We start from the raw sequence: 18,732 nt of genomic DNA on the forward strand, positions 1-18,732 counted from the left end.
AATATATCCAGATGGATATACTCCGGCCCTGTTTCTTACAGTTCACTTGCGACAAAAAACGCCGATCGCGGCGTTTCGTCGCCGTGGTTCGATCGATTTTGAAGGAGGAGGGTCAGCGCAAAGGCAGGCGGCCCGCAAGCGCGGCCGGCGCCGTCACGAAGGGCTTTTCGGAAGCCGGTTCGCAAGATTGGCCAGCTCGACGCGCGTCGAGATGCCGAGCTTGCTGTAGATGCTGTGGAGATGCAGCTTGACCGTGCCCGGCGATATGCCGAGCCGGGCGCCGATCTCCTTGCTTCGGATCCCCGAGGCCGCCAGCCGCGAGACCTCGATCTCGCGCTGCGTCAACAGGTCGACGCCCCGGGTCTCAACGGCTTCCTGCGCGCGGATTCGCTCGATCGCGGACTTCAGCGCCTGGTCCTGGAAATAGGTCTTGCCGCTGGCCACGACATTCATGCAGTCGATCAGGGTGTCCGGAGCCTGTTCCTTGAGGACGATGCCGTTCACCCCGAGCCGGATCGCTTCGGCAACCTGGTCGTCGCCGATATCAGCCGTCAGGATGACGATCGCGATCTGCTGTCCGTGGGTGCTGCGCACCTGGCGTATGAATTCGAGCCCGTCCATATGCGGCATGCGAAGGTCGGCGACGACGATATCGGCGCCCCGCTCGGACAGAACCTGCAGCGCATCGGTCGCACGCTCGCAGGTCGCCACCACCTCCCAGCCGGGCACGGTCTCGATCAGCCGGCGCAGCCCGTCGAGCACGATCAGATGATCGTCGACGACGACCGCGCGCAACGCTATTGCGGCATTGGCAGCATGACGACCACTCGAGTCCATTCCGCTATCCTTTCGATCGCGAGTTTTCCGCCACGCGCTGCCGCCCGTTCGCGCAGGCTCCGCGGTCCGATTTTTTCTCGTTCAAGCTCGGCATGGTCAAGACGCTCACCATAACCGAAGCCGACCCCGTCGTCGTCGATCGTCAGCATGATCGATCCGTTGTCGATGCTGAGCGTGATCCTGACCTTCTGCGCGCCGCCGTGCCTGACCGCGTTGGCGGTCGCTTCGGACGTCATGCGCGCCAGCTCGTAGGTCAGCGCCAGCGGCAGGTCGATGCCGGATGGCGGGTCGAAGGCGATCGAGACGTCGATCTGCCATTGCTGCCGCAGCCGCGCGGCGACCGCTTCCAGTTGTCGCTCGAGCTGCATTTCGCCGGTAGCCTGGAGATTGCCGCCCGGCTCGAGCGCGCGAATGAAACCGCGAAGCTCCCGCTGTTCTTCGAGCAGCATCGCCTGGATGGCCTCGAGGCGTTCGGCAATCACCTCCGGCCCCGCATCCTTGAGCTTGCGCAGCGACTGAAGCTGCAGTGCCGTGCCCGCAAGCGCCTGAAGCACGCCGTCGTGCAGGTCGCGGCCGATGCGGATGCGCTCGTCGACGGCCGCCTCGTCGCTCAGGCGCCTGACCAGGATCGCCTGTTCGAACAGCGCCTTGATCCTGTCGGCGATGATTTCGGCGATCGCCACGTCGTCGAGCGTGAGCGCAGGCGGCTCCAGAACGAAAAGGCGCGCCTGCAGATCGTCGACCTGGAAGAAGGTCGAGACCGCTGCGTTGATGTTGAAAGCTTCCACAAGCGCTGGCGAGATCGGGGGAGCGGGATCCGACCATTGATGAAACCGCCCCTCGCCGACATGCACGAGAACGCGACCACGCGCGGCCTCGGTGACAAGCAGGCTGCTGCGCAGCAATTTTTCGTCCGTCCAGGTGCCGAAGGCATCGGGCGGCATCTGCAGGACCTCGAGCTCGCCTTCGTTCCACAGGGCCGCATAGGTCCAGGGCTCCTCCGCATCGGTCCACAACAGGAGGGCCCGCGGAACCAGCATGACATGGGCGGCATAATCGAGGGCCGCGCGCGCCGGCCACTCGCGTCCCCGCGGCTGGCTCGGTGTTCGCTGCACCAGCCGAAGAAGCTCGGCCCGGACCGCCTCCTGGTGGGCGCCCAGCCAGACGAGCAGCGCAGCCGCAACGAAGATGAAGAGGATCCGCGAGGCGTTCGTCGTCGTATCGGCATCCGGATCGAGCATATCGCCGGCATCGAAGTAACCGAGGTAGAGCAGGGCCGCCAGGCAGACGAGACCGGTGTAGAGCGCCCCGCGCCAGCGCCAGTGCAGCGTCGCGGACAGCAAAGTGAACGGCATCAGCATGAAGAACGGGCTTGCCGGGCCGTCGGTCATCGACATGAAGATCGCAAACGCCGCGACATCGATGATGTGACGCACCAGCGTGCCGCGCACGCGCGAAATCTCCGTGCGCCAGACGAGGAAGGCGGCCGCGATGGCATAGAAGAGATAGCCGATCAGCAGGAAGTAGATGGGCTCTGGCGGCAGCGGCACGTGGACGGAATCGAGCCATGCGATCCAGACGCTGCCGAGCGCCAGCAGGATGCGCCCGACGGCGATCACCTTGTCGGAGCGGGCTCGGAAGGTGTTCGTCCAGACCTTGCGGCCGGACGCCTGGTCCAGATCCATCGGCGCGCCGGCACCGTGTGGTGGAGCGACCGCCGCCGGGCTCAAGCGGCGGGCGCTGAAACGGTTTGACGGCTCTAGCCTCATGCCAAGTCTCCGCTCTGCGCCGCCCCTTGGAAAACAACCCTGCGCGTGACGAGCGAGGATAAATCAAATCGCGGCCACCGACCGTCGCCGACCGCATCTTCGACGACGAGGACGGCACGGCCCTGGCAGCCGCTGCAATCTGCATATTCAAGTGTCGTCAGCATACGCTCGTCTCTTCCCGCGCTCAAATGCATTCGCCACCAGTATAGCCAAGGTTACGCACGCGCGCCCGGACCACACGAACCTTGCACTGCTGCAGGCAAGCCCTGGAACAGGGCCGACCGGCGGGCATCAACCCGAGTATCAGAAGATCGCGCCAAGAATCGTAAGCCGGATATGACCCTCTATATCCATTGGCATATTGACCTGCCCCAGTATTTGCCGCTCATATTCTCCCAATATAAATGACTAAAAAGTTTTTCATTCGTCGGCACAATGAAAATTGTGCGTTTTTTAGCTAACCGCTCTGAGGTGGATAGCAATGAGCATTTCTCACGGACCACTGCACGAGAGGCCCCCGGAAGGACCGTCGAACAGAAGTTTCGGCTATACCGTCGGCGGCATCCTTACCCTGATTGCGCTCGTAAAATGGTGGCGGGCTTCCGAGATTACGACCGTAACGGCTGTGCTCGCTCTGATCGGCGTGGTTCTGGTCGTCCTGGCCCTGATCGCGCCTTCCACCCTGACACGCGCCAACCATCTCTGGATGCGGCTCGGCCTTGTGCTGTTCAAGATCGTCAATCCGGTCGTGATGTTCCTGATTTACGTCACGACCTTCGTGCCGATCGGCTTTTATCTCAGGCTTCGCGGCAATGACGCGCTGACCGAACAGTTCGACAAGAACGCCAAGACTTACTGGATCGACAAGCCGCAGGCCGAAGCAGCCCAGGCAACGATGAAGAACCAGTTCTGAATTTTGAAGAACCTATCCCTTATTGTATCGGACAGAGGACACGAAAATGGACCTTGCTAGGGAACTCCTGTCTTACATGGGCAACCGGAAGAAGTACTGGTTGCTGCCGATCCTGGTCATGACGACCATCTTCGGAACCCTGGTAGTACTGACGCAGGGAACGGCCGTCGCCCCCTTCATCTATACGCTGTTCTAGGGCGGCACCATCGTGCGTATCCTCGGTATCTCGGCCTTTTACCACGATAGCGCGGCCGCGCTCGTCGAAGACGGGCGCATCGTAGCCGCCGCACAGGAAGAGCGCTTCACGCGCCGGAAACACGACCCCGACTTTCCGGCGCGGGCAATAGAGTACTGCTTGTCGGAAGCAGGCTGCACCATGAACGACATCGACCATGTCGTCTTCTACGAAAAGCCGTTCCTGAAGTTCGAGCGGCTTGTCGAGACCTATCTTGCGACTGTGCCGCACGGCTTCAGTTCGTTTCGCGTGGCGATGCCGGTCTGGATCAAGGAAAAGCTCTTCCAGAAGAAGATGCTGCGCAAGGATCTCGGCAAGCTTGTCGGCAAGAAGGAATGGGAAGGCTCGCTGCTCTTCACCGAGCACCACCAGTCCCATGCGGCGAGCGCCTTCTTTCCTTCGCCCTTCGCCTCCGCTGCAGTCCTCACCATGGACGGCGTCGGCGAGTGGTGCACCACGTCGCTTGCCCACGGCCATGACAATCGCCTCGACTTCCTGAAGGAGCTGCATTTCCCGCACTCCCTCGGCCTGCTCTATTCGGCCTTCACCTACTATACGGGCTTCAAGGTCAATTCGGGCGAGTACAAGGTGATGGGGCTTGCGCCGTATGGGCGGCCGCGTTTCGCGCAGACGATCCTCGACAACCTGATCGATCTCAAGGACGACGGCTCCTTCCGTCTGGATCAGCACTATTTCGGCTATTGCACGGGCCTGAGGATGACCTCGCCGGCCTTTAACGACCTCTTCGGAGGCGAACCCCGCAAGCCGGAATCGCCGCTGACCCAGCGTGAGATGGACCTGGCGGCTTCCGTTCAGGTCGTCACCGAAGAGGCGGTCATGCGGCTCGCCCGCTATGCCCGGCGCCAGACAGGCGAAAAGAACCTCTGCCTTGCCGGCGGCGTCGCGCTCAACTGCGTGGCGAACGGCAAGTTGCTGAAGGCGGGGATATTCGACGACATCTGGATCCAGCCTGCCGCCGGTGATGCGGGCGGCGCGCTCGGGGCGGCTCTCTCCGTCTGGCACGAATATCTCGGAAGCACGCGCGTCGTGAAGGACGGCGATGCCATGTCGGGCGGCTATCTCGGGCCAGCCTTCGCGCAAGGCGAAGTCGAGCAGCGGCTTGCCAATGCCGGGGCGAACTTCGAGGTCCTTTCGGACGAGGAGATCACCTCCTCCACCGTCTCGGCCCTGACCGAGGAAAAGGCGGTCGGCTGGATGCAGGGGCGGATGGAATTCGGCCCGCGCGCGCTCGGCGGTCGGTCGATCCTCGGCGACGCCCGTTCGCCGACGATGCAGAAGATGCTCAATCTCAAGGTCAAGTACCGCGAGAGCTTCCGCCCCTTCGCTCCATCGATCCGGCGCGAAGACGTGTCGGACTGGTTCGATATCGACACGGACAGCCCCTACATGCTCCTTGTCGGCGACGTCCTGGAAAGCCGCCGCCTGCACGCCAATCATCCGCAGGAAAACCTGTTCGGCATCGATCTGCTCAACGTGCCGCGCTCGGAAATACCGGCGGTGACCCATGTCGATTACTCCGCCCGTATCCAGACGGTACACCGCGAGACCAACCCCCGTTACTGGGAGCTGTTGACCCGCTTCAAGGCGCGCACCGGCTGCCCGGTGCTCGTCAACACCAGCTTCAACGTGCGTGGCGAACCGATCGTCTGCAATCCGGAAGACGCCTATCGCTGCTTCATGGGAACGGAGATCGAACGCCTCGTCGTCGGCAATTGCATGCTGAAGAAAGAGGACCAGCCGGCGCACCTGAAGCAGGACTACAAAGAGAACTTCGAGCTCGACTAGAACGGCCGGGCAATGTGTTCCTTCAGCGCGCCGGGCCGCAGCAGCGACCCGGCGTTCTACCGTCCGGCGCGTAAGCGCGAAGCGCTCCGGCCGGAGGGCGCGACGCCGAACTCGCTCGTCAGCAGCTTGACGAAAAACGGCACCAGCCCCGACTTCGCGCGCGCCTTGTCGAAGGCCGCCTGGAACGGCGCCCTGTAGCTGAAGAGATCCGGACGGATCGGCCGCAGCAGCCCTTCGCTGACATAGCGGTTGGCAAAGTGATCGGGCAGATAGCCGAGATAGCGCCCGGAGAGGATCAGCCGCGCCTCCGCCTCCATGTCGCTGACCGTCGCGCGCGGGTTGGCGATCGAGAAGATCTTGAGGTCGCGGGCATTCCAATAGGAGCGGCCGATCAGATTGTGGGACCGGATGTCGTCGATTTCGATCGTGCTGTCGTCGCGGGAAAACAGCGGATGTTCGGCCCCGCAATAGAAGCGCTGCGTCTCCTCGTAGAGATCGACATATTCGAGCCCCAGCGTCGTGCGCGGGAAGCTGGCGATAGCGATGTGAAGCTCGCCCGTTATCACGTCGCGCAGCAACTCATGCGGCGGCCGGGTGACGATCGAAAGCGCCACCTCCGGCGCCTCGTCCGTCATCCGGGCAAAGACGCGGGTCAGGCGGGAGGCCGGGTCCGACAGGGTGTTGTCGATGAGGCCGACGGAAAGCGTGCCGTTCAGCCGGTGCTGCAGGCCCTTCATGCGGGTATCGAACTGGTCGATCGTGCCGAACAGGCGCTTGGCCTCCTCGTAGACGGCACGCCCTTCCTCAGTGAGCCGGAAGCCAGACCGGCCGCGCTGACAGAGAATCAGGCCGAGGCGGCTTTCCAACGCCGAGATATGATTGGAGATCGTCGAGAGCGACAGGTTGAGCTCTCCTTGGGCGGCGGCAAAACCACCCGCCTCCACGATCGTCACGAAGATCCGCAGCAGCCGCACATCCAACGAGTCCAATGCCATTCGATCGCGCCCTTAGCTTGCGAAAGTCCAAAGTGAAGCGCAATTATTATGAATTTTCAGGCACTAAGCTAGTGCATCATGGACCCAATAAAAAACCGGCCGGCGCAGGGAGCGCCGGCCGTGCGTGATCTGGATCGATGGGAAGTCGCCGCAAAAGGCTGCCGATCGACGTGTCCTCGCACGGCGACCGGTAAGCGACCGACGCTATCGCTCCCGATCAGGGCCGGCGATAGACCTCGTTTCCGGCGAGATAGGTCGCCTCCACCTTGCGTTCGCGGATGGAACGGTCGAGCGGATCTGCGAGGGTGCCGTCGATCACGACGAAATCCGCCCACTTGCCGACGCTGATCGAGCCGATCTGAGCCCCCCAGGGCGTCATGTCGGCACCGGCCTGGGTGAGACCGTGCAGGGCCTGGTCGAAGGTGACGGCCTGCTCGGGATGCCAGGGACCGTCACCCAAACCAAATGGGCTTTCGCGGAAGACGGCGTCGTTGATCTGGGTGAGCGGGCTCAGCGGCGATGTCGGCCAATCCGAACCGAACACCAGCGGCACGCCGGCATCGAGCATCGAATGCCAGACATAGGCCCGCGGCTCGCGATCGGTACCGATGCGTTCGGTGATGTACTTGCCGATCGTGCCGGTCGCATGGTTCGGCTGCATCGAGGCGACGACGCCGAGATCCTTGAAGCGCTGGATGTCCTTAGTCTCGACCACCTCGATATGCTCGATACGGTTCGGCTGCGGCCGCGGCACCGAGGCTTCGGCAAAGGCGTCGAGAACGAGGCTGACGCCGCCGTCGCCGATCGCGTGCACCGCGGTCGGGAAGCCGTTTTCGTTCGAGGCCTTGATTGCCGCCGCCAGCTGCTCCTTGGTCTCGAAAGGCTTGCCCTTCCAGCCGTGCTGGTCGGAATAGTCCTCGTGCATATAGGCGGTGCGGGTCGAGAGCACCCCGTCGATCACCGACTTGGTGTAGCCGAGCTTCAGCATCGGCCCCTTCACCTCCTGCTCGCCGGAATCGGCGGCAACCTTGTCGACCTCGTTGCGGTCCTTGACCGCTGCGGCAATCTTCTTCGGATCTCCCTCGAAGAAGCCGTACCAGACGCGAAGCGGCATCTTCTTTTCAGAGAGGATCGCGGCATAGTCGTGCACGGCGGCGAGATCCGACATGTCGTTGACGCCGGTGATCCCGAGGCTGTTGGCAAACTTCATCGTCTCAAGCAGCGCTGCCCGCCGTTCCGTGTCGGTCGCCACCGGACGATGCTTTTCGACGAGATCTCCGGCCTTTTCGAGCAGGATGCCGCTCGGCTCGCCCTTGTCGTTCAAGAGCACCTGCCCGCCCTCTTCAACTTCCGACTTCGCGGTAACGCCGCCCACTTCCAGCGCCTTGGAATTGACCCAGACGGAATGGAAATCGATATCGCGCAGGACCACCACCCGGTCCGGCACCACGGCGTCGAGGTCTTCCTTCGTCGGCAGCTTGCCCTCGCCGAGCGTATAGTCCCAGCCACCGCCCATCAGCCAGACGCCCTTCGGCAAGCGCTGATCGGCTTCCTTGATCTTTTCGAGCCAGGTCTTCTTGTCCGGGATGTAGGAGAGGTCGACGCCGGTCACCATGTCCATCCCGGACGTGAGATGGGTATGGCCGTCGATGAAACCCGGGGTCACGGTCTTGCCGCCGGCGTCGATCATCTTGGTCTCGGCATCGGCCAGCGCCTTGATTTCGTCATTGCTGCCGATTGCGGTGAACTTGCCGTTCTCGATCGCGAAGGCCTGTGCCTTCGGCTTGCCCTGGTCGACCGTGCGCACGTCGCCGTTGAGCACGATCAGATCGGGTGCGGCCCAAACCGGCTGCGCCGTGCCGATCAGGATCGCCAGTGCGGACGTTGCACCCAAGGCACGGGTTACTGCTGCCAATGTCATGAAATCCTCCTCCCGCGGCTGCATCCCTCCACCCCCGGCGAGCCGCGCAGCACCGGCGTTGAAGGGATGATGCTGCAAGTGGGGAGGATAGCGATATACTCCCTCGGGCTAGGTTCGAGCGATGCCGCGCTAGAACGGCGCGGGTCTGAGGCGAAAACGCGCGCCGATACAGCCCCGGCGGACAAGGCTCGCGATCCGGCGGCGCACAAAATCGTCACCCGGCGCGAAGGCGGAGGCCTGCGCCGCTCATAAAAACAAGAGTTTAGGGAAGCTTCCGGCTGGCGCCCTGGCTTCCCCGGAGGCTGGCCGATCGGCGCAGCCTCAGCTGAAGAGCGCCTTCAGGCGCGGCCAAAGACCAATGGCCGCGCGAACCCGCCGGGCGGCATAGGCGGCCCGAACGGAGCTGCCGAAATTGCAGTCGCAGACGATGTCGTGCAGTTGGTGGTCCGATATTTCGAAGAAGCGTTTTGCTTCACCGTAGCTGTCGTCTGCGAGCCCCGCGAGGCGCAATTGCGTATCCTCGAAGGCGACGGTCATGGGCGAACCGTTAACCTGCATGGCCTGGCGCGCGGCAGCGGTCGCGCGTTCAGTACCAGAAAGCGTGCCCAGCCGGCGATCGGGATTGCTTTCCAAGAGTTCGGCCCAACGCTGAAGCCGTTCCGTTCTCGTCATCGCGGGATCGGAACGAATTTCGGCGAGCGCTTGCAACTGTTCGATGGTTTGATGCTTCATCGTCGTCTCTCCTAGTGCGAAGATGCGACCGCGATACGCGCCCCTCCATACCGGGGTCGCCGTTCCTCAAACTCGCCGGAGGGAACCCCGGTTCCCTGTCGTGAGAAAAAAAGAGGACCCGCGATTACCGCCGCGCGAACGGCGCCAAGAGACCCAACTTCCGCTGGCAGAAATGCGCAAAATGCCGCCTCGAACAGCTGTCCTCACCGCTCCAGTCAAGCCCTATTTCGGTTGCCGCTCACGCGGCGTATGCTTTCTCGGGAACGTTGTTGCCCGATCCGCATCAAACGATGGTTTGGAGGTGGATGATGAACGATGCACTGCTGACAAGACGCACCACGGCGGACGCGGACCATTTGACGGACGAGGCGCTCGTCGAGCGCGCGCTTGCGACCGACCCGGAAGCCTTCCGGATCATCATGACGAGGCACAACCAGCGGCTTTTTCGCATCGCCCGCGCCGTCGTGCGCAACGACAGCATCGCCGAGGATGTGGTGCAGGAAGCCTATCTGCGCGCCTTCGAACACCTCGAAACCTTTCGCGGCGACGCCAGCCTCGCCACGTGGCTGCATCGCGTCGTGCTGAATGAGGCGCTCGGACGCCTGCGCCGGTCGGCGACGCGACGGGAGGTTCCGCTCGCGACGGACAGTGCAGGCGCCGAGATCGTACCCTTTCCCAATGCTGCGAATGCCGACGATCCGGAACGCAGCCTTGCGCAGCGGCAGATCCTGCGGCTGGTGGAAGAGGCGGCCGACGCCCTGCCGGAAGCCTTCCGCCAAGTGTTCACTGCCCGGGTGATCGAAGCGATGAGCGTCGAAGAGACCGCAGCCCTGCTCGGCATCAACCCGAAGACGGTCAGAAGCCGCCTGCACCGGGCCCGCCAGCTTCTGCGCCAGCAGATCCATCGCCAGGTCGGCCCCGTACTTTTGAATGCCTTCCCCTTTGCCGGGCGCCGTTGCGCCCGTTTGACGGAGGCAGTCATGAACCGGCTCGGGCTTTCAGGCTGACATTTCCGGGAACCTTTGAAGGCGGCGCGCATCCAATGGGCGTGATCCATCAAGACCGGCGGCGATCGCCGCCGGAGAGGAGTTCCCGATGTACGCCCGCCTCACCTCAGCCCTCGCCGTCGCCTGCCTCATCAGTGGCGCGACCCTTGCAGCCGGGACGAAGGTCACCGACCCCCAGATCGCCCATATCGCCTATACCGCAGGCGTCATCGATATCGAGGCCGCCAAGCAGGCCCTGAAAATCTCCACGGACAAGGAAGTCATCAGCTTCGCCAACGACATGCTGCGCGACCATGAGGCCGTCAACAAGCAGGCCCTCGATCTCGTCAAGAAACTCAAGGTGACGCCCGAGGACAACGATACCAGCCGCGCGCTGACGAAAGCGGCGAAGCACGAGCGTGAAAGGCTGGCGAAGCTGAGCGGCGCCGACTTCGACAAGGCCTATGTCGCCAACGAGGTTGCCTACCACAAGCAGGTCAACGGCGCGCTTGAAACCCTGCTCATTCCCTCCGCGAAGAATGCCGAGCTCAAGGACCTGCTGGAGACCGGCCTCAAGCTGTTCCAGGGCCACCAGCAACATGCCGAGCATGTCGCCGAGATGATGAAGTAGGAGGCGTCATGATCCGAAAGCGAAGCCTTGGCGCGCTGTGCGGCCTGGCCCTCATGCTGATTGCGCCGTCGGCACAAGCGGAGACCATCCGTGTCACCATCGATAAGCTCGTCTTTTCACCCGCCGAAGTCAGCGCCGCCGTCGGCGACGTGATCGAGTGGGACAACAGGGACGTCATGGCGCACACGGCAACGGTCAAGGGTGATTTCGACGTGGTGATACCCCCGAAAAAGACCGCGACGCTCACCGTCACCAAAGCCGGAACCTTCGACTATATCTGCCGCTTTCACCCGAACATGAAAGCGCGCCTGCAGGTGCGATGAAAGACTTGAGGACGGCAGCGCGTGGTCACCCTCGCGCGCTGCCGTTCACGGCGAAGTCACCGGACACCGGCTGTATCCGGAACCCGAATTGTGCCATGGAAGTCTGGTTCCATCGAGGAGGCGGCACGGCCATGAAGAAGATCGGTTTTCTTTCCTTCGGACACTGGACGCCCTCGCCGCAGTCGCAGACGCGATCGGCGGGCGACGCCCTGCTGCAGTCGATCGATCTCGCCGTTGCGGCCGAAGAACTCGGCGCAGACGGCGCCTATTTCCGCGTTCATCACTTCGCCCGCCAGCTCGCCTCGCCGTTTCCGCTTCTGGCGGCGGTCGGTGCAAAGACGAGCCGGATCGAGATCGGCACGGCCGTCATCGACATGCGCTACGAGAACCCGCTCTACATGGCCGAGGATGCGGGTGCGGCCGATCTCATTGCCGGTGGACGACTGCAGCTCGGGATCAGCCGCGGCTCGCCGGAGCAGGTGATCGATGGCTGGCGCCACTTCGGCTACCAGCCAGGCGAAAGCGAGACTGAGAGCGACATGGCAAGACGGCACGCGGAAGTGCTGCTCGACGTCCTGCGCGGCGAAAGCTTCGCCGAACCCAATCCGCGACCGATGTTTCCCAACCCGCCCGGCCTGCTGCGCCTCGAGCCGCATTCGGATGGCTTGAGAGAGCGCATCTGGTGGGGCGCAAGCTCGAACGCCACGGCCGTCTGGGCCGCAAAGCTTGGCATGAACCTGCAAAGTTCGACGCTGAAGGACGACGAAACAGGCCTGCCATTCCACGTCCAGCAGGCCGACCAGATCCGCGCCTACCGGGAGGCCTGGAAGGCGGCGGGCCACACGCGCGAGCCGCGAGTCTCGGTCAGCCGCAGCATCTTTGCGTTGGTGGATGATCGCGACCGGATGTATTTCGGCGGCGGAAACAAGCAGGAAGACCAGATCGGCTTCATCGACGACAAGACACGGGCGATCTTCGGGCGCAGCTACGCTGCAGCACCCGACGTTCTGGTCGAGCAACTGGCGAAGGACGAGGCGATCGCCGAGGCCGACACGCTGCTACTGACGGTCCCGAACCAGCTTGGCGTCGAATACAACGCCCATGTGATCGAAGCGATCCTCAAGCATGTCTCGCCGGCGCTTGGTTGGCGCTAACACCAGGTGACGCGTCTCAAACGCCTGGAATCTGACATCGGGCAGCCGGCCGGAGGGGGCAGCCGGCCGGAGGTAGGTAGCGCGGCTCTAGGGCCGCGCCCCTTCACTCAGTCGCCGTTTCAGGGAACCTGCGGCGGATGCGCGACGCCGAGGTAATAGTCGCCCTGTCCGCCGCTCTGATACTCGCCCGTATAGCGCTGGCGCGCGTCACCCAGCGTGCGTGCCGGTGGGCGATAGATGTAATCCGGGGCCGGGTCGACATAGATGCTGCCGGTCGGCATCGGATCGACATAGACCTGAGGCTGCACAGGCTCGACATAGACCGGGCCGGGCGCGGGCTCGACATAATAGGGTTGCCCGTAGAGAACCCTGTTCTGGGTGCCCGGCGGATTGTGGGGATCGATACCGGTGTAGAAACCGTTGGCCATCGCCGGTGCTGCCGCGCCAAGGGCGAAGACGATTGCGGCGAATGACATTCCCTTCGAAAGCTTCATGGCGTTGCTCCTGTCTCGGCTCGGCATCCGGCATTCACCGGGCAGCGTCGCCCCCGGTGAATGCCGCTTCCCCAAGATAACGCCCAGCCGCTGCAACCGTTCCGCAAGCAACCTCAATGCAGTCCGAAGATGCCGAGCAGTTCCTCGCGCTGGCGCACGAAGGCGCTGGCGCTGCGGTCGCGCGGCCGCGGCAGGTCGATCTCGATCAGCCGCGGTTCGCCGCCCTTTTCGCGCGGCAGGATGAGGATGCGGTCGGCGAGATAGATCGCCTCCTCGAGATCGTGGGTGACGAGCACGGTCGTCACGTCCTCGTCGCGCCAGATGCGTGCGAGCTCCTGCTGCATGCTGATCTTGGTCATGGCGTCGAGCGCGCCCAGCGGCTCGTCGAGCAGCAGGATTTCCGGCTGGACGGCGAGCGCCCGGGCAATGCCGACCCGCTGCGCCATGCCGCCCGACAATTGTCGCGGATAGGCGCCTTCAAACTGTTGCAGGCCGACCAGCTGGACGTAGCGCCGCGCCCGCTCCCGCGCCTGCCCACGGGAAAGCCCACGCGTCTCCAACCCGAAGCCGACATTGTCGAGCACGGTCAGCCACGGCAAAAGCCGCGGCTCCTGGAAGATCACCGCACGGTCGGTACCGACGCCTCTGGTCAGCTTGCCGTCGATCAGCACCTCGCCGGCATCCGGATCCTCGAGACCCGCCAGCACCCGAAGCAGGGTCGTCTTGCCCGAGCCGCTGGCGCCGACGATGGCAAGCGTCTCGCCGGAGCGGATATGAAGGTTGATATCCCGAAGCACGGGCAGAGGCGCGCCGTTCAGGCGGTAGGTCTTGGAGAGGTGACGGATCGTCACCTCTCCCCGGCGAAGGTTCTGGGCAACACTCATGGAACGTCCTCAGTTGCTGGCCGTTGCGCCATCGACGGCAAAGAGCACGTCCTTCGGCGTCAACTGGTCCTGCTTGAGCTTGCCCTCGCGCACCAGCACGTCGATCCAGAACTGAAGGTCACGCTCGACCGGCAGGCCACCGGCCCGCACGCCATAGCCGCGGAAGTACTGGGCGATGTCGGGATTCTCGCCGCGGGCCTTCAGGGCCTTCGCCAGGATCTCCTTCGTTTCCTGCGGATGTTCGCGGGCATAGTCGAGCGCACGGGCCGACTGCAGCACGAAGGTCTTTGCCGCTTCGGGATGGTCCTTCACGAAGTCGCGTCGCAGAACGACGAAGCCGCCGGCGATCTCGCCGAGCACGTCGGTGTCGTCGAAGATGGCGCGCAGGCCGCCGTTCTTGCGGGCCGCCCCTTCGAAGGTCGTCTGCCAATAGCCGAAGGCGGAGATATCCACCTGGCCGGAGCGCAGGACCTGCTCCAGCTGCGGGCCGGGAACGACGACCTGATTGGCCGCGTCCGTCGGCAAGCCGACCGAATGCAGCGCCTCGCGGATCGTATAGTCGAGGTGAGCACCGAGCGTGTTCACCGCAATGCTCTTGCCGGCGATGTCCTTGATGCTTTTGATCGGGCTGTCTTCCAACACGTAGAAGATCGACTGCACCTCGTCATTGATGCCGTTGGAGGGATAGGCGGCGACAAAGTCGTTGCCGCTGATGATCGAGTTCAGCACGGCCGAGGTCGCCGCGCTGCCGATCTCGACATCGCCGGATGCAAGCGCGATCAGCGACGCCGGCCCGCCGGTGGCAAAGCCGACGCTCTCGATCGTGATGCCGGTGCCGTCGAAATAGCCGAGTTCCTGCGCGAGTTCATGGGCCGACAGGCCGCCCTGGCTGGCGAGATAACGCAGCGTGACGGCGTCGGCGGCGGCGGCCGGCGCCGCAAGGCCAAGCGTGACGGCTGCCGAGAGAAGGAGATTGCGGGGATGGAAGGTCATCTTGATATCCTTTCGAAGGAGAACTGGTAGAGGCGGTCAGACGCTCGGCGCAGACCAGCGGCAGAGATTGCGCTGGATGAGAACAAGCAGCGCGTTGGCGGCGAGACCGAGCAGGGCAAGCAGCAGGATCGACGCAAACATCAGCGGGATCTGGAAGTTGTACTGGGCGTTCATCACCTGGAAGCCGATGCCCTTGTTCGCTCCGATCATTTCGGCGGCGATCAGAAGCAGAAGCGCGGTCGTCGCCGAGAGCCTGAGGCCGACGAAGATCGCAGGCACCGAGGCCGGCAGAACCACGCGGCGGAAGACCGCGAGCGAGCCGGCGCCGTAGGTGCGGGCCATCTCGATCAGCTTCCTGTCGACCTCCTTGACCCCGCCGATCGTCGATAACAGGATCGGAAACAGCGTCGCCCAGAAGATCACGAAGACCTTGGAGGTCTCGCCGAGGCCGAGCAGCAGGATGAAGACCGGATAGAGCGCCAGGGCCGAGGTCTGGCGGAAAAGCTGCAGGATGGGGTCGAGCGCCTGCTCGACGAGCCGGACCTGGCCCATGAACAGTCCGAGCGGTATACCGACGGCGACGGCAGCGGCAAAGGCAATGCCCGACCGCTGCAGGCTGATGGCGATATCGTCGAGCAGCGCGCCGCCGGCGATGCCGTCCCAAAGGGCAGCCAGGATCACGTCGAGCGGCGGAAAGACCGCCGCGTTGACCCAGCCGACGGTGCTTGCAACCTGCCAGAAGGCCAGAAACGCAAGCACGAGACCGTAGCGGGCGACGATCGCGCCGAGCAGGCGGCGCCAGCGCGGCACGCTGTTCGGCCGGGAATGCGCGGCGGGCGCCGTGGAACTTTTGGTGGAAGCTTCACGGCGCGCGGTCGCAAAGCCTGCCGCAAGCGAAGGGTTGATAGTTTCATAGGACATGGCGGCACCTCATTCCGCTGCCTGAACGGCCGACCGGGCGGCAGTCCAGCGGTTGACGGGAACGGGCAGGCCGAGATTTTCGCGCAGCGTCTTTCCCTCGTAGGCGGTGCGGAAAAGGCCGCGACGCTGCAATTCCGGGATCACCAGTTCGACGAAGTCGTCGAGCGCCGTCGGAAACCATGGCGGCAGGATGTTGAAACCATCGGCGGCTTCGTTCTCGAACCACTCCTGCAGGGTATCGGCGATCTGGCCAGCCGTTCCGACGATCGTGTAGTGGCCGCGCGCCGACGCGATCCACTGGTAGAGCTGGCGAATGGTGAAGTTGTTTTCGTCGGCGATCTGGCGGATCAGCGCCTGGCGGCTCTTCATGCCCTCGGTCGGCGGCGCCGGCGGCAACGGCCCATCGAGGTCGTAGCCACGAAGATCGAGCGTTCCGCCCGTCAGGCCGTTGAGCAGGCCGATGCCGTCCTCTTCGACAATCAGCGAGGTCAGCCGTTCGTATTTCTCCCGCGCCTCGGTTTCCGTCCGGCCGACGAAGGGTGAGACGCCGGGCATGACCAGGATATGGTCCGGGTTGCGGCCGAGGCCGCGGGCGCGGGCCTTGATGTCGCGATAGAATTCCTGCGCCGTCTCGATGTGCTGATGCGCCGTGAAGATCACCTCCGCGGTGGCGGCGGCAAGGCCACGGCCATCCTCGGACTGGCCGGCCTGGACGATGACGGGATGCCCCTGCGGCGAGCGCGAAATGTTGAGCGGGCCGCGGACCCTGAAATGCTCGCCGCGGTGATCCGTGTCGTGCAGCTTCGCCGGATCGAAGAAGACGCCCGTTTGCTTGTCGCGGATGAAGGTATCGTCCTCGAAACTGTCCCAGAGCTTCCTGACGACATCGACATGCTCGGCCGCGCGCCGGTAGCGCTCGGCATGCGGAAGCTGGGTGTCGCGGTTGAAATTCTGCGCCGTCGGATCGCCCGTCGTCGTCACCACGTTCCAGCCGGCGCGCCCGCCGGAAATCAGGTCCAGCGAGGCGAACTTGCGCGCTGTGGTATAGGGCTCCTCATAGGTCGTCGACGACGTCGCGATGAAACCGAGATGGGTGGTGAGCGGCGCCAGCGCTGAAAACAGGGTGACGGGCTCGAAGCCGGCAACACGGGCATTGCCGCCCTCTCGCGCGCCACCGAAGCCGATCGCTAGCCCGTCGGCCAGAAAGTAGGCGTCGAACAAACCGCGTTCGGCGGTCAGCGCCAGCTGCTTGTGAAACTCGAAACTGGTCGCCCCATCGGCGGGCTGATCGGGGTGGCGCCAGGCCGCGATATGCTGCCCGCCGCCGGGAAGAAAGGCTCCAAGCCGGATCTTGCGTGTCATCTCAATCCTCTCCTGTTCTCTCTTTAAACTCGAGGAGATCGCCCTGCCGAGGGCGAAGCGCACAAGGCGCTCCGCGACACGCGACGAACTCCGGCCACGACAGACAGGTTACATTATACACTATTTTTATAGAGAAAGGAGATTTCAACGAGGCGCGGCGGGATTGAAATGTTTTTCGTCAGTTCGCCCGGTTTGGAGATCGATGACCGCTTCGCCGTCCTTAAAGGCAAACCGGCCGGAGCGAGCGTGCGCGGTTGATCGGGGAAAATATTCCACTTGGAATAGTTTTCGAGCCAAAGGGTTTCTTATCTCGACCAGAATACTCGACTATTTTTCGGGCACTTGCGGCGGCCATTGCCTAAAAATGTGGCCGCCGCCACACAATGAGAGTGAAAGACGTGCCCCAAGTAACCACCCAATCCTCACCAAAGCCGATCTATGCCTCCTTCGGCTTCCAGGTCCTGGCGGCCATGGTCATCGGCCTGCTGCTCGGCCTCATCGCCCGAAACATGGGCGTCGATGCCAGCGGCAATGCCAACTGGCTGACGGTCACCCTGCAGACGATCGGCTCGATCTTCGTCCAGCTTCTGCGCGCGCTCGTGCCGCCGCTCGTCTTCACCGCTATCGTCGCGTCGATCGCCAATCTGGCGACGCTGCAGAATGCCGCCAAGCTCGTATGGCAGACGCTGCTCTGGTTCGCGATCACTTCGCTCATCGCCGTGGTCATCGCGATTGCTCTCGGCCTGATCATTCAGCCGGGCGTGGGTTCAGCCGTTTCACAGGAAGCTGCCAAGGCGCCCTCCTATTCCGGCTCGTGGCTCGATTTCCTCAAGGGCCTTGTGCCCGCCAACATGCTCGGTCTCGAAGCCAGCACCAAGGTCACTGACACGGGTGCCAACACCTCGCTCAATTTCAACGTGCTGCAGATCCTCGTCGTTTCGATTGCCGTCGGCGCTGCTGCACTGAAGGTGGGCGATGCTGCCAAGCCGTTCCTCGCCTTCAACCAGTCGCTGCTTGCGATCGTGCGCAAGGTCCTCTGGTGGGTCATCCGGCTGACGCCGATCGGCACGATCGGCCTGCTCGGCCGCGCCGTCGCCCAATACGGCTGGGAAACGCTGGCGCAGCTCGGCTGGTACACCGCTGCCGTCTATATCGGCCTTGCGATCGTGCTCTTCGTCGTCTACCCGGCGCTGCTCGTCGGTCACGGCCTGAAGCCATCGCGCTTCTTTGCCGGCGCCTGGCCGGCGATCCAGCTCGCCTTCGTTTCGCGCTCCTCCGTCGGCACCCTGCCCGTCACCGAAACGGTGACCGAAAAGAGCCTCGGCGTGCCGCGCGAATATGCCGCCTTCGCCGTGCCGCTCGGCGCCACCACCAAGATGGACGGCTGCGCCGCGATCTATCCGGCAATCTCGGCGATCTTCATCGCGCAGTTCTTCGGCCTGCCGCTCGGCATCCAGGAATATGTGCTGATCGTCTTCGTCTCGGTGCTCGGCTCCGCCGCCACCGCCGGCCTCACCGGCGCGACCGTCATGCTGACGCTGACGCTTTCGACGCTCGGCCTGCCGCTCGAAGGCGTCGGCCTGCTGCTCGCCATCGACCCGATCCTCGACATGGGCCGCACAGCGGTCAACGTCGCCGGCCAGGCGCTGGTGCCGACGATCGTCGCCAAGCGCGAAGGCATTCTCGACGAGACCGTCTACAACGGCGACAAGGTGCTCGACGACCTGGAACCGCTTGGCGTCGCTGCGCGCGCGGCCTGACGGCATGAAACGACGC

General features: G+C 63.7%; 18 protein-coding genes. 8 read left to right on the forward strand and 10 right to left on the reverse strand.

Annotation, left to right across the window (positions count from 1 at the left end):
• Positions 1-153: 153 nt before the first annotated feature.
• Positions 154-837, reverse strand: a complete 684-nt coding sequence (locus tag JVX98_RS03610; RefSeq protein ID WP_043611089.1) for a response regulator transcription factor — start codon at positions 835-837, stop codon at positions 154-156.
• Positions 798-2,606 carry a sensor histidine kinase gene (locus JVX98_RS03615; protein ID WP_205236894.1) on the reverse strand — a complete coding sequence of 603 codons (1,809 nt, stop codon included), beginning with the start codon at positions 2,604-2,606 and terminating at the stop codon, positions 798-800. The genes JVX98_RS03610 and JVX98_RS03615 overlap by 40 nt, the downstream gene beginning before the upstream one ends.
• 481 nt (positions 2,607-3,087) lie before the next feature.
• On the opposite strand from JVX98_RS03615, the gene JVX98_RS03620 reads away from it, so the two are divergent.
• Genes JVX98_RS03620 through JVX98_RS03630 form a run of 3 tightly spaced genes read left to right on the forward strand, consistent with a single transcriptional unit; the run spans position 3,088 to position 5,560 of the window.
• Complete coding sequence (locus JVX98_RS03620) at positions 3,088-3,519, forward strand: SxtJ family membrane protein (RefSeq protein ID WP_043611091.1); 432 nt, start codon at positions 3,088-3,090, stop codon at positions 3,517-3,519.
• 46 nt (positions 3,520-3,565) lie between these two features.
• A complete protein-coding gene (locus tag JVX98_RS03625) occupies positions 3,566-3,715 on the forward strand; it encodes a DUF5989 family protein (protein ID WP_089043047.1) in 150 nt (49 codons plus the stop codon).
• Positions 3,716-3,727: 12 nt separating this feature from the next.
• The gene (locus JVX98_RS03630; RefSeq protein ID WP_192449363.1) at positions 3,728-5,560 is read left to right on the forward strand and encodes a carbamoyltransferase; all 1,833 of its coding nucleotides are present in this window, start codon (positions 3,728-3,730) and stop codon (positions 5,558-5,560) included.
• A gap of 56 nt (positions 5,561-5,616) precedes the next feature.
• Here the strand turns inward: JVX98_RS03630 and JVX98_RS03635 are convergent, their stop codons facing one another.
• The 3 genes from JVX98_RS03635 to JVX98_RS03645 all read right to left on the reverse strand — a co-directional run bounded on the left by JVX98_RS03635 (position 5,617) and on the right by JVX98_RS03645 (position 9,208).
• A complete protein-coding gene (locus tag JVX98_RS03635; RefSeq protein WP_205236895.1) occupies positions 5,617-6,555 on the reverse strand; it encodes a LysR family transcriptional regulator in 939 nt (312 codons plus the stop codon).
• A 217-nt stretch (positions 6,556-6,772) separates the two neighbouring features.
• A complete protein-coding gene (locus JVX98_RS03640; protein ID WP_205236896.1) occupies positions 6,773-8,476 on the reverse strand; it encodes an amidohydrolase in 1,704 nt (567 codons plus the stop codon).
• 321 nt (positions 8,477-8,797) lie between these two features.
• Positions 8,798-9,208, reverse strand: a complete 411-nt coding sequence (locus JVX98_RS03645; protein ID WP_043611094.1) for a hypothetical protein — start codon at positions 9,206-9,208, stop codon at positions 8,798-8,800.
• 308 nt (positions 9,209-9,516) lie between these two features.
• Between JVX98_RS03645 and JVX98_RS03650 the strand changes: the two genes are divergently transcribed.
• The 4 genes from JVX98_RS03650 (at position 9,517) to JVX98_RS03665 (ending at position 12,302) form a co-directional block, all read left to right on the forward strand.
• Positions 9,517-10,215 carry an RNA polymerase sigma factor gene (locus JVX98_RS03650; RefSeq protein ID WP_205236897.1) on the forward strand — a complete coding sequence of 233 codons (699 nt, stop codon included), beginning with the start codon at positions 9,517-9,519 and terminating at the stop codon, positions 10,213-10,215.
• A gap of 88 nt (positions 10,216-10,303) precedes the next feature.
• Positions 10,304-10,825 (forward strand): DUF4142 domain-containing protein, encoded by a 522-nt coding sequence (locus JVX98_RS03655; protein WP_205236898.1) that lies wholly within the window; start codon positions 10,304-10,306, stop codon positions 10,823-10,825.
• An 8-nt stretch (positions 10,826-10,833) separates the two neighbouring features.
• Entirely contained in the window at positions 10,834-11,148 is a 315-nt protein-coding gene (locus JVX98_RS03660) for a cupredoxin family copper-binding protein (RefSeq protein WP_205236899.1), read from the forward strand.
• A gap of 131 nt (positions 11,149-11,279) precedes the next feature.
• The gene (locus JVX98_RS03665; protein WP_205236900.1) at positions 11,280-12,302 is read left to right on the forward strand and encodes an LLM class flavin-dependent oxidoreductase; all 1,023 of its coding nucleotides are present in this window, start codon (positions 11,280-11,282) and stop codon (positions 12,300-12,302) included.
• A 119-nt stretch (positions 12,303-12,421) separates the two neighbouring features.
• Here the strand turns inward: JVX98_RS03665 and JVX98_RS03670 are convergent, their stop codons facing one another.
• The 5 genes from JVX98_RS03670 to JVX98_RS03690 all read right to left on the reverse strand — a co-directional run bounded on the left by JVX98_RS03670 (position 12,422) and on the right by JVX98_RS03690 (position 16,956).
• Positions 12,422-12,796: a hypothetical protein gene (locus JVX98_RS03670; protein WP_205236901.1), complete on the reverse strand. Its 375-nt coding sequence runs from the start codon at positions 12,794-12,796 to the stop codon at positions 12,422-12,424.
• A gap of 113 nt (positions 12,797-12,909) precedes the next feature.
• Positions 12,910-13,680, reverse strand: coding sequence for an ABC transporter ATP-binding protein (locus tag JVX98_RS03675; RefSeq protein WP_205236902.1), 771 nt, complete (start codon positions 13,678-13,680; stop codon positions 12,910-12,912).
• 9 nt (positions 13,681-13,689) lie between these two features.
• Entirely contained in the window at positions 13,690-14,673 is a 984-nt protein-coding gene (locus JVX98_RS03680) for an ABC transporter substrate-binding protein (protein WP_205236903.1), read from the reverse strand.
• 36 nt (positions 14,674-14,709) lie between these two features.
• The gene (locus tag JVX98_RS03685) at positions 14,710-15,594 is read right to left on the reverse strand and encodes an ABC transporter permease (protein WP_205236904.1); all 885 of its coding nucleotides are present in this window, start codon (positions 15,592-15,594) and stop codon (positions 14,710-14,712) included.
• A gap of 9 nt (positions 15,595-15,603) precedes the next feature.
• Positions 15,604-16,956: an LLM class flavin-dependent oxidoreductase gene (locus tag JVX98_RS03690; protein ID WP_205236905.1), complete on the reverse strand. Its 1,353-nt coding sequence runs from the start codon at positions 16,954-16,956 to the stop codon at positions 15,604-15,606.
• Between the two features lie 398 nt (positions 16,957-17,354).
• Between JVX98_RS03690 and JVX98_RS03695 the strand changes: the two genes are divergently transcribed.
• Positions 17,355-18,716, forward strand: coding sequence for a dicarboxylate/amino acid:cation symporter (locus JVX98_RS03695; RefSeq protein WP_246764864.1), 1,362 nt, complete (start codon positions 17,355-17,357; stop codon positions 18,714-18,716).
• The last annotated feature ends 16 nt before the right edge of the window (positions 18,717-18,732 follow it).

Source organism: Ensifer sp. PDNC004 (assembly GCF_016919405.1).
In the GTDB taxonomy this organism is placed as follows: domain Bacteria; phylum Pseudomonadota; class Alphaproteobacteria; order Rhizobiales; family Rhizobiaceae; genus Ensifer.

Bases quoted from the DNA above. Each gene is read 5' to 3' on its own strand.
- JVX98_RS03610 (WP_043611089.1), bottom strand. From the start codon at position 837: ATGGACTCGAGTGGTCGTCATGCTGCCAATGCCGCAATAGCGTTGCGC.
- JVX98_RS03615 (WP_205236894.1), bottom strand. From the start codon at position 2,606: ATGAGGCTAGAGCCGTCAAACCGTTTCAGCGCCCGCCGCTTGAGCCCG.
- JVX98_RS03620 (WP_043611091.1), top strand. From the start codon at position 3,088: ATGAGCATTTCTCACGGACCACTGCACGAGAGGCCCCCGGAAGGACCG.
- JVX98_RS03625 (WP_089043047.1), top strand. From the start codon at position 3,566: ATGGACCTTGCTAGGGAACTCCTGTCTTACATGGGCAACCGGAAGAAG.
- JVX98_RS03635 (WP_205236895.1), bottom strand. From the start codon at position 6,555: ATGGCATTGGACTCGTTGGATGTGCGGCTGCTGCGGATCTTCGTGACG.
- JVX98_RS03640 (WP_205236896.1), bottom strand. From the start codon at position 8,476: ATGACATTGGCAGCAGTAACCCGTGCCTTGGGTGCAACGTCCGCACTG.
- JVX98_RS03645 (WP_043611094.1), bottom strand. From the start codon at position 9,208: ATGAAGCATCAAACCATCGAACAGTTGCAAGCGCTCGCCGAAATTCGT.
- JVX98_RS03650 (WP_205236897.1), top strand. From the start codon at position 9,517: ATGAACGATGCACTGCTGACAAGACGCACCACGGCGGACGCGGACCAT.
- JVX98_RS03655 (WP_205236898.1), top strand. From the start codon at position 10,304: ATGTACGCCCGCCTCACCTCAGCCCTCGCCGTCGCCTGCCTCATCAGT.
- JVX98_RS03660 (WP_205236899.1), top strand. From the start codon at position 10,834: ATGATCCGAAAGCGAAGCCTTGGCGCGCTGTGCGGCCTGGCCCTCATG.
- JVX98_RS03665 (WP_205236900.1), top strand. From the start codon at position 11,280: ATGAAGAAGATCGGTTTTCTTTCCTTCGGACACTGGACGCCCTCGCCG.
- JVX98_RS03670 (WP_205236901.1), bottom strand. From the start codon at position 12,796: ATGAAGCTTTCGAAGGGAATGTCATTCGCCGCAATCGTCTTCGCCCTT.
- JVX98_RS03675 (WP_205236902.1), bottom strand. From the start codon at position 13,680: ATGAGTGTTGCCCAGAACCTTCGCCGGGGAGAGGTGACGATCCGTCAC.
- JVX98_RS03680 (WP_205236903.1), bottom strand. From the start codon at position 14,673: ATGACCTTCCATCCCCGCAATCTCCTTCTCTCGGCAGCCGTCACGCTT.
- JVX98_RS03685 (WP_205236904.1), bottom strand. From the start codon at position 15,594: ATGTCCTATGAAACTATCAACCCTTCGCTTGCGGCAGGCTTTGCGACC.
- JVX98_RS03690 (WP_205236905.1), bottom strand. From the start codon at position 16,956: ATGACACGCAAGATCCGGCTTGGAGCCTTTCTTCCCGGCGGCGGGCAG.